Raw genomic sequence first — 15795 nt, forward strand, 5'->3', positions numbered from 1 at the left:
GTAGACCTCTTTTATATCGATTATTTATAGAAAAAAATAGTCCACGGTTAGCCACATGGTCACTGTTTTTTTCTTCAAATTTACAACATACATTTTATCAACATTCATGTTCTACAAAATACATTTAGGCTCATCGTCTTGGCTGGTGAACTTTTGCTATCGATTCATTTCAATGAATTAAAATCATGTCTATTTTGTTATTGAGTTGTTAAATTGATAATATCCTTGTCATCGCACTGCTATACTCTAATTTACACGATTAAAAGCCTTGAGGTACTCTTTGTCCGAGCTAATTAACTATAAGCATTTGCGTTACTTCTGGGCTGTTGCACATGAAGGAAGCATAGCCAAGGCAAGTAAAAGCTTACATATCACACCCCATACTATTAGCGGACAACTCTCTTTATTAGAGGCTCGCATGGGCTGCGCATTGTTTGAAAAACAAGGGCGAAACTTGGTTTTAACGGAACCCGGTAGAACAGCGCTGAAATACGCTGATGACATTTTCAAATTAGGTCATGAACTCAGTAGTGTAATGCGAAGTTCTGCTTCATGTAACCAGACTGATTTTATGGTCGGTGTGGCAAGCTCTTTACCTAAAACGATTGTATGTAAAATTATTGAGCCCGCATTTCTCATACCTGATGGCATCAACCTGATAAGTACAGAGGGCCCGGTTTCAGGACTATTGGCTGATCTATCCATGCACAAATTGGACATGGTTATCAGTGATGCGCCGACTAACACAACCCAGGGAACCAGCGTTTTTAATCATTACCTTGGTGAGTCTGGATTAACCTTTTTTGGGGTTCCTGAACTCAAAAAACGATTAGCACCGAGCTTTCCAAAATCGCTTCATCATGCTCCAATTTTATTGCCTACAGAACAATTTGGAATACGGCAGTTATTTGATCAGTGGATTCATAGCCAAAAAATATTTCCTGATGTCGTGGGCCAATTTGATGACAGTGCCTTAATAAAGTCATTTGGACAACGAGGTCTAGGGGTCTTTTTTATGCCTACAGCGATAGCAGATGAAGTATGTCAGAACTTTGGTGTTCAAGTTATAGGGCAAACTAATGAGGTGAAACATAGGTTTTATGCGATTTCGGCTGAACGTAAAATCAGTCACCCTGCGGTTTTGGCCATTTGTAAGACGGCAAGGACCTCTATATTCTCTGATTGAGCTGCACATGTGTAAAGCATCTCCGAGCTTTAATTCTCCTATTTTATCGATAAATTCTACTTAAAATGTCGTTTTATTCGACTGTTAATTAATCCCCCTGTGGTTAACAATCTAGGCTTATAAATACACCTGAAATTGACCTAGGGTATTAAGAAACAATGAAACGTCTTAATGAGGGAAATGAAGCGCCGCGTGCACAGTGCACCTTTAGTTTTCGCTCGGTGATCAGCTGGGCGTTCTTGATCCGAGTCGTCTTTTTCAGCATTTTTTGGGCATTACTGGTGCGTTGGCAACAAAGTTCGCTGGGGGTAGGCATTGTTTTTATTACCATTGCGAGCCTGCTCAGCCTCTATTTGGCACAACAAAAACAGCAAAAAAATCAGTGGCTAAGAAGCCCTCTCAATCTATTATCCTTTCTACAATACTTCATTGTACAGTCCTTACTTGGCGGGTGGACTATCGCAAAGCTGGCACTTACCGCTAAGCCTAACCTTGCACCTGGTTTTATAACGTATTACACCAATTTGGCAAACGAGTCCCAAGTTTTGACCTTTATGCAAGTCTTAAGTTTGTTGCCTGGTACGGTAAGCGCCAAGCAGAATGGTCGAGTGATCACCATTCATGTGATGAATATGAACGAATTTGATCATGCCGAAATCGACGATTGCCAAATGCGCATAAGCAAGCTTTTAGGGACTCCCGTTCAACCATTCATTGAGGAGAAAAAATGATGACGACTTTTTTATTAATAGTCGCCCTCGCGTTGGCTATGTTACTGCTATTGAGTCTGCTGCGTCTATTGCGCGCGCCAAGTTACGCCGATTGCCTTTTGACAACACAGTTGGTGGGAACTATCGGTGTGGCTGTACTCGCGCTAATGTCGGTTATCCAACGTCAGCCTTACCTGCTCGATGTCGCCTTGGTACTTGCGTTGCTAACGTCAATAACGATTGTGACCTTTACACAACTTCGAGGGACACCTCAATGAATATAGCTGACAGCTTCAGTTTGCTATTTTGCCTAGTAGGTCTTTTCTTCTTCTTTGCTGGCACGGTCGGCTTAATCCGGTTCCCGGACGTCTTAAGTCGCCTACATGCCATAACAAAAGCCGACAATCTGGGTCTTGGGTTAATCGCAATTGGGCTATTACCACAGTTATCTTCGCCTACTGATGCATTGAAATTAGTACTCATTTGGGGATTAGTCATTTTTTCAAGCGCAGCCTGTAGCTATTTGATCGCATCTCAAGTGATTGAGGAGCAATCGCCGCCGCATTCAGTTGAGGATAAATCATGAGCCTTATGACAATTTTCGATGCACTGTTAATACTAAGCATCCTCACGCTTGGCTGGATGAGTATCTTTTCGATATCTCTGTTTCGCTGTATCGTATTTTTTGTTTGTTTGGGGCTTTTAGCCACCATTGCTTGGGGACAGCTCGGGGCATTCGACGTGGCTATTGCCGAAGCCGCTATTGGTGCAGGAATTACCGGCGCTCTGCTGCTGGCGGCATGGAACCGTATTCGGCCTCGCCATTCAAAGGAAGTCGATCGAAATCCTGCCTCGGCGAAGATCAACCCATCGGATACTAAAGAACATGTTTAATAAAATAGATATTGAATATGCAGGAGCCGCAGTCGATCAAAATGCATCAAACTTGATTGCCTCACTATTGGTCGCCGGGCTTTTATTTGTACTGATTCTAATAGTACTTAACTATGACGCCCATTACGCGGGGTTAGAACCCTTAGTGACGCAGAGTATCGACCTCAGTGGTGTGACGAATCCAGTTACCGCAGTGTTACTCAATTTTCGCGCTTACGACACCTTGCTTGAAATCGCAGTGCTGCTGGTTGTAGTCATTGCTGTTCTGCCTATTAACGATCGTCATGCATCGTTCTTTAAACGCACCGTGGAAACAAAAAACAACCTTGTTCTATCGGCACTGCAGCGCTGGATTGCGCCTGCAATGGTGCTCTTTGCTGGTTATCTACTTTGGGCTGGTGCTTCTCAGCCTGGTGGCGCATTTCAGGCTGGCGCTTTGTTAACAGGCGCTAGCGTGCTGCTTTTCCAAAGTAACACTTATCACGTCAACTACACGTCTATCATGGCACGCATTTTGTTGACCATTGGTTTGGCCGTCTTTGTCATCATAGGCACAGGGCTAATTTGGTTTGAAGGCGGATTGCTTGCTTATCCATTAGCATTTTCAGGCATGCTTATACTCCTTATAGAGGCATGCGCTACCGTGTCGATAGCGCTTGCGCTAGCGTCGCTCTATAGCAGCCTTATTGATACTGCATATTCCACTGTCAGTAACATTACACATAGGCCTGCAAAATGACTTCCACATTACTTTACAGCCTTGCTGGTTTAGGTTTATTTGCTATTGGTCTTTTTGGCGTTGTCGTTGCTAGCCATGTGATGCGAAAAATACTGGCGTTAAATGTAATGGGCGTGGGTATCTTTATGTTCTTAATTGCATTGGCCAAGCACAGTCAAAATGTGTTCGACCCAGTGCCTCACGCCATGGTATTGACAGGCATTGTCATCGCCGTAGCAGGAACCGCACTGGCGCTTAACCTGATGGTTAGAATTCATAATATGGATGAGCCTAGCCAAGAGAAACCCAAGTTATGAATAGCCTAACCTCATCGCTGTTTTTACCGGCCATCGTATTTTTGCCGCTAGTGGCATCGATAATGGCGTTTCTGATAAGTCGAAATAGGCAGCAAGGCCGTATCAATGTGTATTTTGCCATTTTGCAGTTTTTGGTGGTTATTTTAATGACCATTCTGTTTTTAAATGAGCAGACTTATCAGAGCGACCGCTATGTGATTGGTGGGTGGGGAGCACCTCTTGGCATTGACCTAGTCGTCGATGGCTTTTCAATCCTGATGATCGCGCTTACTGGATTGCTTACGCTCTTAATAACGATCTATAGCGCATCATATTTTTCAGAAAATTATCCTTCAGCTGAAAAAGGCGTGCGTTTTTGGCCTCTATGGTGGCTATTAATCTCAGGGCTCAATGCGCTATTTGTGTCAGGAGATGCTTTTAATATTTATGTCTGCCTAGAAATTATTGGACTTTCTGCCGCTGCGTTGGTCGCTCTGCAAGGCACTAGAGCGGCTTTAATAGCCGCGTTACGATATTTGTTAGTCGGCCTATTAGGTTCACTGTTCTATCTGTTGGCCATTGTAATACTCTATCGTAGTCATGGAACGCTAGATCTCATGCAAATCGCAGCCAGTACGGATAATGGACTGCCTGATAAAGTCGCGATGATACTTATCACTATTGGACTGCTGCTCAAGATAGCCTTATTTCCGCTGCACTTTTGGTTACCCCAAGCACACGCAAACGCCCCAACACCAGTGAGCGCAATACTTTCTGCGCTAGTAGTTAAAGCTTCACTTTATATATTGATAAAATTTTGGTTTGACGTATTAGGTGAAACGACGACTTTTGGCGCTTCCCAGGTGTTGGGGGCATTGGGTGGTGCTGCGATTATTTATGGGTCATGGAGCGCATTTCGTGCCACACAGTTAAAGGTTCTTATTGCCTATTCTACCGTCGCCCAACTTGGCTACATTTTTTTATTGTTTCCGTTAAGTGAGTATTCCATTGGTGTTAACTCGTTTTCCGGTTCAGCATCACAGGCAGCCATTTATTTCATCGTCGCACATGCGTGCGCAAAGGCGGCGATGTTTTTATCGGCAGGTAATTTGATCCTATCACAAGGTAACGGCGAGATTGCTCAACTCAAGGGTATCGCGATGCGCGAACCGCTTAATGTTTTAGTGTTTGCGATCGCGGGGATCAGTCTAATTGGCTTACCACCAAGTGCGGGCTTTATCGCCAAATGGTTACTACTGACAACATCTATCGAGAGTGGTCAGTGGTGGTGGGTGATCGTAGTGATTGCAGGTGGTCTCTTAGGGGCTATGTATTTGTTCAAAATATTAAGTGTGGCGTTTTCTGGCAACACAGTTGATGCAGAACCCGCCTACCAGCAACCGAAAGAAAAAGTCTCCGGCGTCATGACCACGGTCGCACTGATACTTGCATTGATTACCTTAGCGTTAGGTTTCAACTCAGAGTTTATTCTTAATATCAGCAATACAACAAGCGAGGTCATTGGCATATGAACCTAAGCGCACTATTACCCGCATTGATTGTAATTTGTCCAATTTTGGTGGGCGTTGCTGTAATGGCGACGCCGGAGCACAAAACTACTTTGCGTAGAAGCCTAAATATTGGCGGCGCACTGATCACACTCAGTCTGATAGCCATGCTGTTGTCGGGTGTATCCAATGGCTTAGATTTTGAAACGCGTCTGCCACTATTACCCAATATTGATTTTGTACTCCATGGCGACTCTCTGTCACTTCTCTTTGTCAGTTTGTCTGGATTCTTATGGTTATTTACCACTATCTACGCCATCGGCTATTTTAAAAACACACTTAATCGAAGCCGCTTTTTTGCCTTCTTTAGCTTATGTGTAGGCGCGACAATTGGATTAGCGCTTGCTGGCAATTTAGTGACGTTTTTGATCTTTTACGAACTACTCACACTCGTTACCTATCCGTTGATTGCTCATAAAGGGAACCCGGCATCAATCAAAGCCGCACGGATCTATCTTGTTTATACCATGATTGGCGGCGCATTGCTTTTAACCGGCGTAGTATGGCTAAAAGTGATAGCAGGCCCTCTCGACTTCACGTCAGCCGGGGTGCTGGAGGGAGTACCAGGCCTAGATAGGACACATTTACAGATAATTTTTGTACTACTTATTACGGGTTTAGGCGTTAAAGCGGCGCTGTTTCCATTGCATGGCTGGTTGCCTATCTCGATGGCCGCCCCTGCACCGGTCAGTGCCTTGTTGCATGCCGTTGCGGTCGTCAAAGCCGGCGCATTTGGTATTGTGCGAGTCGTTTACGATATTTACGGTGTTGAATTTACCAGAGACTTGGGGCTGACCATTTTACTGGCAGCTATCGCCGGGTTTACCATTATCTACGGCTCTATTCGTGCCTTGAGTCAAGATGATCTAAAAAGACGACTAGCCTACTCAACGGTAAGTCAGGTGTCGTATATCGCACTCGGAACGGCGATTGCGGGGCCAATTGCGACTATTGGTGGCCTTATTCATCTGGTTCATCAAGGGTTAATGAAAATCACGCTGTTTTTCTGTGCGGGTAATCTCGCCGAAACGATTGGCGTTCACAAGATTAGCCAAATGAACGGCGCAGGCAAGCGCATGCCGCTTACCATGGCGGCGTTTACCATCGCTTCGTTTGGTATGATCGGCGTACCTCCGATCGCAGGCTTTGTTTCAAAATGGTATTTAGGTGTCGGCGCACTGGAGGCAGAGGCCTATTGGGTTCTCGGTGTTCTGGCCATAAGCAGTCTGTTGAACGCCGCTTATTTCTTGCCAATAATTCACGCTGTTTGGTTCAAAGAGCAAGATCAGCCGTGGCCCAAAAATTCACCAACATTAAGGTTAGAAGCCCATTGGATGCTGCTTTTACCCCCTTTGGTTACCGCTTTTTGTGCATTCGCTGTGGGGCTATTTGCGTCTTCGTCTTTCAGTCCACTCGCGTGGTCGTCGTTAATCGCGGCGCGGGAATACCAATCAATCCTCCCAGACATTTCTGGCATAGTGCCTAAGTACAGCACCGGCCATCTTTGGATTTTGATTTTACCCAGTCTCTTGCTAACAGCCATGGCGTTTAAGAAATTACGAGATAGGGTGATCCTATTGACGCCTCTTGCACCACTGCCTGCATTGGCCGCGGCGCTATTTATCGTTAATGAAGATATAGTTGAACACTCTTTTCTACTATTGACCGCTGCGATTTGGTTTATTGCAGCTCTCTATGCCCAAGCTTATATGGCTATGGATAAGAAACGAAACCGATTTTACCTGTTCTTTCTACTGACGATGGTGGGCAACTTCGGCGTGGTGTTATCTCAGGAAATATCATCATTTATTACCTTTTTCGCTCTGATGAGTTTCTCTGCCTACCCACTGATCCTCCATTCAGAAAGTGACGAGGCAAAATCGGCGGCGACTACCTATATAAGATGGGTAATATTTGGAGAAATAGTCTTATTTCTCGCATTAGTTGGCAGGACTTATTACGATCAATTCGGGGGCGACCCGCTACCTATCGTGTGGGTATCCGCATTGTTGATTATCGGTTTTGGCGTTAAAGCTGGCCTTGCAACCTTGCATGTATGGCTACCCAAAGCTCACCCCGTTGCCCCCATCCCAGCCAGTGCATTGCTCAGTGCAGTTATGGTGAAAGTAGGTTTGTTAGGTTGGATACGTTTTCTCCCGTTGGGTGATGAAGCTATAAATGTGCTGGCACAACCTATGATGGCACTTGGTTTTGCTGCGGCATTCTTGGCGGCTATTTATGGTGCACTCCAAGACAACCCCAAAACCGTATTAGCGTATTCAACCATTAGTCAGCTCGGCATTATTGTTGCCAGTATTGGCTTTGCCTTAGCATTCCCTGACAGCTGGGAGCTATTGTTGCCCGCCGTAGTGCTGTTCGCTATGCATCATGGGTTTGCCAAGGCGACCTTGTTTTTTAGCGTTGGACTGAGTTCAGCGCTAAAACCAACCAGTAAACTTGCCCCCTACTTATGGCTGCTGATATTCATTCCCGCCCTATCATTAATCGGCGTACCCTTTAGCAGTGGAGCATTGGCAAAGGTATCGCTTAAAGATGCAACGTCAAGCTGGCCATTGTTCTCGACGCTTCTGATCATTTCAGCCATTGGTACTTCATTGCTAATGGTGCGATTTATCGAACTAATGAGAAAACAGGCCACCTTAAGTACACCCCGCGCGACACCATGTTGGGGGCTTATCTTGCCAACTGCGCTTTCAGCCTTTATGTGTGTAGGCTACTTTTATACAAGATCATTTTTTGAATTTAACAGTTACCACGCGATTGTATCAACACTAAGTTGGTCTGCGCTTTGGCCTGTTTTTGCTGGGGTATTGGTTATGTTAGCCACTGCAAAACTGCGCGCCAAGATACCCACTCCACCCGCGGGTGATTTATTAGTCATCTATCGAGAAGTTGCACGGTTACTCGATAAAAGCATAAGAATAACAGTCGCTTTGAGTAACATAATTGCGCGCTATTTAAGTATTCTTGGTGACCACTCAAAAGTATGGGCGCTATCCATGCCAACCCGTTTAAGTAAGCAATTATCGATCGAGACTCCTGGCATGGTCATGGTCGTCATTTTAGCCGCGCTACTTTATTCATTTCTAACCTAACCCGATGCGTCAAATCAACAGCTGGAGATAAACCTATGAAACGTTTTAAGCATATAATCGTAAAAGTCAATGCGCCAACCAATCTTGAAATGGATATCGCAGTATTACGAGGCGTTGAATTGGCAAGAAAAATCGGTGCAAGAATAACCTTATTTGACGTAGTCGAACCGCATGAATCTATCCTAAGTAGTTATGCCGATATTGTCAGTCCATCGGAACTTACCGAACTGATTATAGCGCAGCGGCTTGACCAACTTAATGAGCTAGCAGAAAAATTACACCGCAATGGTTTAGACATTTCAGCACGGGTTACTAGTGGTAAAAACTTTATCGAAATCGTTAAATTCGTCATTTTGAACCAAGGTGATTTACTGATCAAAGCGGCGAATAAAAGCGAAAAGAGTTTTGATAGCAATGACTTTCATATCATGCGCAAATGCCCTAAACCCGTTTGGCTTATTAAGGAAGAAAAAAACGATAAACTTAAAAAAGTATTAGCGGCAGTGGACCTTTCAATGGAGCAACATGCAGAAGGCCGCGCGCAAAATCGAATGATAATCGACATAGCCACTTCGTTGAGTCGATATAAAAATGCCGAGCTAACAATCTTATCGTGCTGGTCATTATACGGAGAAGAGGCTCTCAGACGCGGCGCATTCACTAGAGTCCCACAGGCAAAAATTGAAACATTATTAAACAATGAAGAGCGCGAATATCAAGAGAGCCTCAATATATTGGTTAACGAATATGCGGAGTTCAAGTTTGATCAACAATTAATAAAAGGCAAACCAAAATCCATCATCCCAGAGTTTGTAAATAGTCATGAAATCGATGTTGTCGTAATGGGCACTATTGGCCGCTCTGGCATTCCTGGCTTTTTAATCGGCAATACATCTGAATCGGTACTTCAGGCAATTAATTCGTCTGTGATCACCTTAAAGCCAGAAAATTGGGTGTCGCCGATTTATTAACAAGGACGTATCACTGTATTGGGAAAAGTCGAAGATATAAAGGTGCTTATGAACATAGTAATCTTGATACTTTTCATATTTACCTATCTTCGATTTGCCTATCTCTTTCTTAAAAATAAATTTGGCTCACTGGAGTAACACGAAAAAAAAGCCAAGTGCCATTGTTACCTTATCGAATAATGATCGCCAGTATCACCACCACATTGGTTAATAACATTTTAGCGGGTCGACTAACGTCGCTCGACAACTGATTAAAACCAGACGACGATGAAGCCTATCTAGATGAAAAAACGACCTACGGCTCCGCGATCTAAACCTCAATAACAGCGACGTTTTCGACTGGCTCAATAATCGCTTAAACGCCAGTTTTTCACTATTGCAATATCCACTAATAACAATACTTTCAGAGGTATAAGCGGAATGATTACATTAACTTTTAGTGGCGTACGTTAATACCGAACACGGTATTTATTTAGACCATAGCGTGATTATAAGCATCAACTAACGTTGACAAATTTTACAATTAATCAGTCGAAAAATACGAGCAAAGTACAACAAATATTCGAATATAAATGATAAGCACCTCATGCTAAATTAAGCTTACTTTTCGGGTAAAAGCAGCAAGTCATTATCTTTTCAGCATTTGATAAATGTCATCACGAAGTGGGCAAAGCCAAAAAAGGCAGTGCTGCCTAATGCGACTACATCATCACAGGAGATGATGATTACAACCAAAGCATAATATAAGTATGAATTTAATCATCATAGGAGAAAACAATGGTTACTCTACATAAGTTATTGGTCGTTTCCCCTGCAAGCTCAATCCAACCTTCGGTTATTGCGCAATCAATTAAAATAGCAAAAAATCATCAATCACACGTCACTTTCTTTAGCGTTGCGGAAGAAATCCCTAAAGATCAGCTTGCGCTAATAACCCTCTTGCCACCACAGGAGATCATGGACAATCTACTCAAAGAGCAACATGCCATTTTAAAAAACAATGTCGAGCAATTTCATCATAACTATCTTACTGTTGATGCACAAAACGCAATCGGTGTACCCTTTATTGAAGTGACTAAAAAAGTACAGCAAGAAAATTATGATCTGGTTATTTTAGCAGCAAAGACCAGTGAGCATCCCCGTAAAAGGTTTTTTGGTAGTACCACTATTCATCTCATGAGAAAATGCCCTTGTCCTGTATTAACGATTGGTACAAAAGAAGATAAACCCTTTAAGCGCATAGTTGCGGCTATTGATGTATATGCCCCAAGCGAAGAAGGCCTAGCGCTTAACCATAAAATTTTAACATGGGCCGCCGACTTAGCGGTGTCAGAAAATGCAGAATTACATGTTATTCATGCTTGGCAATTACCTAGTAAAGACTATTTAAAATGTTGGGGCCATAACTCTAAAGTTGATCGACTCGAAATGATCATGAAGGAGCAACAGGATAGACAAAAACGTTTTGATAACATTATTGAAAGTAACTTTGCTGCTAACAATTTGCCCATTGCAAAACTTATTGAAGGTATTGCCCAAGAAGAGATACCTAAATACATAGAAGATCACGATATTGATCTTGTTATTATGGGCACGGTATGTCGAACGGGTATTGCGGGGCTGTTTATTGGCAATACGGCTGAATCTATCCTAAGTGAAGTCTCATGTTCAGTATTAACATTAAAACCGCAGGGATTTATGACACCCGTTAAGTAATGTTTCCTTTTATGGTAAAAACGGTTTATTTGTTACGGTTACAAATTTAACCATGGGGGATGCTTTTACCGCCGATCAGAAGAGAAAATATAATATTGCCGCTTAATTTCTTCAACGCGGCCAATAATATTAACAGCATATTTATCAGTAAGGTATTCTTCAATAAGTCTAGGAAAGCTAACAATACTGAGGCCTGCTTGTCCAAAAGACTTCATTAATGATCTACCATCACATTCTTCAACACTATTTGCCGAGAGATTATGCTGTTATAACCAAGATGATAAGCGGACTTTTACCGCTGATTTTTTGCGTTGCAAAACCCAAGAAAGGGCGGATAGCGATTGAGAAATTGAAATCAGTAAGTGATGACTCATATTTCAATCCTCTTAGCGGAAATCGATAGGGTCAAAGACAGCGAAAAAGACTTTCCTTAAAGAGCCACCCTCAATGTACTGGGCATATTATGCACTAGCAAATTTTGGCTATAGACACGACAGCAAAGCAACCGGAGTGGTTCGTTCAGAGGCATTATGGAATGACGGGTTTGCACTAAAACAACGTTTAGAGAATGCCAAATTCATGCAGCAACAGATAAAAAATGGGGTCAAGATAGTTTAACTTTAGGACGTTTGAGTGTAGAAACTTAAATTTGGATAATTTGAGTCTAGCATCGAGTTAGTTTGAGTCCAGATAGTTTGAGTCTAGATAGCTTGAACCAGAAAGTTTGAGTCTGGATAGCTTAAACCAAATAGCTTGGGTTTAGATAACGTCAACCTAAGAAATTTAAATCTGGATAGTGAGAACCTCGCTCATTAAGTTAATACCGCCATCTGCAGCTATTTAACCACAATAAAAACTTAACCTTGGGCGCAGATGTCAGCAAACTTTGCGTTCAATAATCGTTGTAAATCTGCGGGGCTTAGCGATATTTCTAAGCCTCTTTTCCCGGCACTAACGTAGATACGTTGATACTGCTGAGCAGAAGTATCAATCACAGTCACCAAGCGTTTTTTCTGCCCTAATGGACTGACACCACCCAGTACATAACCACTTGATCGTTCCACTGCTAACGCCTCTGCCATGTGGGCTTTTTTAGCGCCTGCCGCTTTAGCGATTAACTTCATGCTGAGCATCGACGACACAGGTACGATGCCAACCACCAGCGATTGATTATCCAAGCTCACCACTAAAGTCTTAAACACTTGTTCGACTGGCACCGCTAATTTTTGCGCCGCTTCTAATCCATAAGACTCGCTGTTGGTATCATGATGATATTCATGCACCTCAAAGTCTATCTTGTGCTTTTTCGCCATCTCAATTGCTGGGGTCATGTTTGTTGGCTCATATTAGTGGCGTATTTAGTGGTTAATGAATACGCTGATTATACATTAATACCTTGAGTGCAAATTAAGAGGACAGCGACACTTTACTCGGTTGGTAAAAATGTAAGTACCGCAGACAAACATAACTGACAACCACGGTGGCAACAAGCAGTTCAAATTCGGCTAGGCCATGAATTTGTTGTACATACTCGGTTGCGACGCCAATACTCTCCATCCAAACAGCCATTTTAAATAACGCAGTAGACCCTATTACCATCGGAAACGTAAATGCCGCAAAGCCAGGACTAAAAGGCAAGCGTAATAACTTAAAAAACGACAGATAAATAACGGCGGTCATCAGCACCCCAATGCCAAATAATAGTGCGACTATTACCGGTGAAGGTTGTTGCGTAATCGTTAAATAACCCGCCAAAGATAAACTCGCTGGCGCGGCTAGAATAGCTAATGTGGGTTTAGCTGAATCGGGAATTTGTTCCTTAAAAATAAGACGATAAATCATCATGGGTAACATTACTGCATAACATAACATGCCAAAAACAAGCGCCACTTGGGCAACCCATAATAAATGAACGTTACCTGAAAAAGACACATCGGCCACCACAATACCAATAGGCGGAATAAACCAACTGGGCACCATGTGACTCAGTGAAAACTGCTTACTGCGGTGATAGATAAAGCCTACCAAAAAACTAATGTGAAGTAACACCGCAAAAGACCATAACAAATCACCTGCAAGCGCTGATAAGTAACCCAGCGAGTTTGACACCACCATTAGCGCCATCGCAAAAGTCGGTACCACACTTCCCACGACTGGATGAGCGAGGTCTTGGCGCAAGAGGTCTGAATGAAATAAAAACTTACCACTGAGGATCAGTAATAATACACTGGCAATAACGGCACCCGTCCATTGACTGTAGTGATGCAAATCAACTAGCGTTTCCCAGCACCAACCTAAACTTGCAATCCCCAGCGCCAGTCCTGCCATCGGTGTTGGCGCTGCCATTAGGGTATTTTTTACCGCTCGAATCATTACAACCTCAAAACTAATCATCAGAGAATAAGCTTATATTACGCTTGCACTTTGTTTATATATATCCAATTATATGGAACATTCGTTCAGAAAAACTAAACGACTTCTTACTTAACAACAGAGCCTGACGACATTCGATGAATATTTCGCTGAAACAGCTCAATGTATTTACCAGTATAACCCAGCATAGAACCTTAACGGCTGCCGCCGAGGCGTTGCATTTATCTAAAGCGGCGGTAAGCATGGCACTGGCTGAATTAGAAAAACAACTCGGCCATCCGCTATTTGACAGAGTCAATAACCGCTTAATTCTTAATCAAGAAGGACACAAACTATTACCCCTTGCCGACGAGCTGCTTAGTAGAGCAAATAATATCAGTCAATTGTTTGATGCAGACCACGCTTTTTCGGGTCAATTAAAAATAGGTGCCAGTGATACCTTAGGTAACCATGTTGTTCCTGGGCTACTGAGTCAATTTCGGCATCAACATCAGCATTTCTCTCAAAGCGTAGTAATTTCCAATTCACGGCTAATTTGCCAAAAGCTGCTGGATTACGAGCTAGACATAGGCTTAATTGAGGGTAAAAGTCATTATCCAGAACTTATAGCAAGCCAATTTAGCAATGATAAAATGTGTATTATCGCCGCGTCTCATTTACCGATAAGCCAGCAAACGCAATGGAAGTTTACCGATTTAGCACGAAGTGAATGGGTATTGCGTGAGGCAGGTTCAGGCTCGCGAGAGTTTTTTTTGCGCACCATCGCACCGCAAATAGAGTCTTGGCATGAAGTGTTCGAACTTAACACTACAGAGGCCTTAATTAACAGTGTTGCTGCGGGGCTAGGTTTAGGCTGTTTATCGACTTTAGCGGCCCAATATGCCATAAATGATGGCCGAGTAACTCAGCTTAGTTTACCTAAAGCTACTGATAACATTGATATGCAACGACCCTTTTGGTTGATGGTACATAAAGATAAATATCATAGTCCTTTACTGAAAAGTTTTATTGAATTTTGCCATCAGTGGGACAATACATAAAGTAGCTACCCCTTATGCAGATAATAAGGTTTTATCTGTTTTATAAAATCTGCCCATTTACATTTGAGTTTAGGATATGGCCTGCGGCCACTAACGCTTAAGATCGCAAGGTTCCACCCTGCACGGGCCCATTCGACCGTCATTCCGGCATGGCTTTTGAGCTGGAGTCCGGCTCATTCTTTTACATGCCTATGCACTTGGCTCAGTAAGAATGTATTGGCGTGTGAATTATTGCCAAATTTAACAATCTGTTAGGTATTTCTCTTTCCATTTGTCTACGATTGAACCGATAACAGAACTCGCTCAGGTATTCTTGTAGGTACTTTCCTGAAACACCATGGAATGTCCCAAGTAAAAATGCTTTTAAGTTACCAATGGCAATATGAACCCAAGGCAGCCATTCATCAACAAGCTCACTGGGGGTAACCCTCGCTTCATGTTGTTGAGTTTTATCTATAATGTTCAACGCAGGTAAACCGTCTGTATGCACTTTTTGCTGTCTCGTTAAGTGTTTGGCAACGAACTGTTCAACACTATCATGGCAAACGCTATTCACAGCCTGCATAGCAATAAATCCAGCTCTTTTTCCTTTGCTTTCAACGGCAACTAAAACAGGTGTTTTACCTCCAGCTCCACGTCCACGCTTGCCCTTGCTTTTGCCACCCACTAACGCATCATCAATTTCAATGACCCCTGACAGTCTATATAAGCTGTCTCTATGGCCCATAGCTGTTCTCAGCTTGCTTAATATCAAACGTGCCGTTCGCCAATTAACTTCAATGTGCTTGCTCAGTCTTAATGCTGAAATACTGCCTTTATCTGAGCCTAAAAAGTAGATAGCCCAAAACCACTTAGTGATAGGAATACGGCTACCGTGGAATAATGTGTCTGCTGTGACCGATGTTTGTTTATGACATTGACTGCATTCATATAAATTGCGGGTTGTAAGCTCATAGGCATGCTCACAAGAGCATCTAGGGCAAACAAAACCATTAGGCCATCTCATTTTCTTAATGTGATTTAAGCAATCAATTTCAGCGCTGAATTGACGTTGCCATTCAAAAAAACTCGTTTCAGGCATTTTCATAGCAAATCTCACTTCTAGTCTTGATTTATACTATAAGAATAAGCCAAAACTGACTCAGATGCATAGGCATGTTCTTTTATGATTTAAGTTTTATGGCCTGTGGTCACTAACGTCGTGGCG

General features: G+C 42.9%; 16 protein-coding genes. 12 read left to right on the forward strand and 4 right to left on the reverse strand.

Translation table 11 applies throughout. The features are described 5' to 3' along the window. Window positions 1-280 precede the first annotated feature (280 nt). The 11 genes from nhaR (at window position 281) to EGC80_RS00300 (ending at window position 11175) form a co-directional block, all read left to right on the forward strand. On the forward strand, window positions 281-1186 hold the full coding sequence (nhaR, locus tag EGC80_RS00250) for a transcriptional activator NhaR (RefSeq protein ID WP_124013562.1): 906 nt from the start codon (window positions 281-283) through the stop codon (window positions 1184-1186). A gap of 158 nt (window positions 1187-1344) precedes the next feature. Beyond that, a complete protein-coding gene (locus EGC80_RS00255; RefSeq protein WP_124013561.1) occupies window positions 1345-1917 on the forward strand; it encodes a Na+/H+ antiporter subunit E in 573 nt (190 codons plus the stop codon). Beyond that, on the forward strand, window positions 1914-2174 hold the full coding sequence (locus tag EGC80_RS00260; protein WP_124013560.1) for a monovalent cation/H+ antiporter complex subunit F: 261 nt from the start codon (window positions 1914-1916) through the stop codon (window positions 2172-2174). Before EGC80_RS00255 ends, EGC80_RS00260 begins: the two co-directional genes overlap by 4 nt. Then, window positions 2171-2482, forward strand: a complete 312-nt coding sequence (locus EGC80_RS00265; protein WP_124013559.1) for a cation:proton antiporter — start codon at window positions 2171-2173, stop codon at window positions 2480-2482. The genes EGC80_RS00260 and EGC80_RS00265 overlap by 4 nt, the downstream gene beginning before the upstream one ends. Further along, window positions 2479-2790 (forward strand): hydrogenase subunit MbhD domain-containing protein, encoded by a 312-nt coding sequence (locus tag EGC80_RS00270; RefSeq protein WP_124013558.1) that lies wholly within the window; start codon window positions 2479-2481, stop codon window positions 2788-2790. Before EGC80_RS00265 ends, EGC80_RS00270 begins: the two co-directional genes overlap by 4 nt. Then, window positions 2783-3529 (forward strand): MnhB domain-containing protein, encoded by a 747-nt coding sequence (locus EGC80_RS00275; protein ID WP_124013557.1) that lies wholly within the window; start codon window positions 2783-2785, stop codon window positions 3527-3529. The genes EGC80_RS00270 and EGC80_RS00275 overlap by 8 nt, the downstream gene beginning before the upstream one ends. After that, window positions 3526-3825 (forward strand): NADH-quinone oxidoreductase subunit K, encoded by a 300-nt coding sequence (locus tag EGC80_RS00280; RefSeq protein ID WP_124013556.1) that lies wholly within the window; start codon window positions 3526-3528, stop codon window positions 3823-3825. Before EGC80_RS00275 ends, EGC80_RS00280 begins: the two co-directional genes overlap by 4 nt. Before the next feature lie 107 nt (window positions 3826-3932). Further along, window positions 3933-5336 (forward strand): complex I subunit 5 family protein, encoded by a 1404-nt coding sequence (locus tag EGC80_RS00285; RefSeq protein WP_233768569.1) that lies wholly within the window; start codon window positions 3933-3935, stop codon window positions 5334-5336. Then, complete coding sequence (locus tag EGC80_RS00290; protein WP_124013554.1) at window positions 5333-8488, forward strand: complex I subunit 5 family protein; 3156 nt, start codon at window positions 5333-5335, stop codon at window positions 8486-8488. Before EGC80_RS00285 ends, EGC80_RS00290 begins: the two co-directional genes overlap by 4 nt. Before the next feature lie 35 nt (window positions 8489-8523). Continuing rightward, a complete protein-coding gene (locus EGC80_RS00295) occupies window positions 8524-9459 on the forward strand; it encodes a universal stress protein (protein ID WP_124013553.1) in 936 nt (311 codons plus the stop codon). Between the two features lie 777 nt (window positions 9460-10236). Continuing rightward, window positions 10237-11175 (forward strand): universal stress protein, encoded by a 939-nt coding sequence (locus tag EGC80_RS00300; protein WP_124013552.1) that lies wholly within the window; start codon window positions 10237-10239, stop codon window positions 11173-11175. A 65-nt stretch (window positions 11176-11240) separates the two neighbouring features. Here the strand turns inward: EGC80_RS00300 and EGC80_RS22290 are convergent, their stop codons facing one another. The 3 genes from EGC80_RS22290 to EGC80_RS00310 all read right to left on the reverse strand — a co-directional run bounded on the left by EGC80_RS22290 (window position 11241) and on the right by EGC80_RS00310 (window position 13548). Continuing rightward, window positions 11241-11390 carry a type 2 periplasmic-binding domain-containing protein gene (locus EGC80_RS22290; RefSeq protein WP_164839399.1) on the reverse strand — a complete coding sequence of 50 codons (150 nt, stop codon included), beginning with the start codon at window positions 11388-11390 and terminating at the stop codon, window positions 11241-11243. 642 nt (window positions 11391-12032) lie between these two features. Next, window positions 12033-12506, reverse strand: a complete 474-nt coding sequence (gene ybaK, locus EGC80_RS00305; RefSeq protein ID WP_124013551.1) for a Cys-tRNA(Pro) deacylase — start codon at window positions 12504-12506, stop codon at window positions 12033-12035. A 76-nt stretch (window positions 12507-12582) separates the two neighbouring features. Further along, window positions 12583-13548: a TDT family transporter gene (locus EGC80_RS00310; RefSeq protein ID WP_124013550.1), complete on the reverse strand. Its 966-nt coding sequence runs from the start codon at window positions 13546-13548 to the stop codon at window positions 12583-12585. A gap of 137 nt (window positions 13549-13685) precedes the next feature. Here EGC80_RS00310 and EGC80_RS00315 point away from each other — a divergent pair, with 137 nt between their 5' ends. Further along, window positions 13686-14588 carry a LysR substrate-binding domain-containing protein gene (locus EGC80_RS00315; protein WP_124013549.1) on the forward strand — a complete coding sequence of 301 codons (903 nt, stop codon included), beginning with the start codon at window positions 13686-13688 and terminating at the stop codon, window positions 14586-14588. Between the two features lie 202 nt (window positions 14589-14790). Here the strand turns inward: EGC80_RS00315 and EGC80_RS00320 are convergent, their stop codons facing one another. Then, window positions 14791-15675 carry an IS1595 family transposase gene (locus EGC80_RS00320; protein ID WP_124013548.1) on the reverse strand — a complete coding sequence of 295 codons (885 nt, stop codon included), beginning with the start codon at window positions 15673-15675 and terminating at the stop codon, window positions 14791-14793. Between the last annotated feature and the right edge of the window lie 120 nt (window positions 15676-15795).

It is taken from the genome of Shewanella psychromarinicola (genome assembly GCF_003855155.1).
Taxonomy (GTDB): Bacteria; Pseudomonadota; Gammaproteobacteria; order Enterobacterales; family Shewanellaceae; genus Shewanella; species Shewanella psychromarinicola.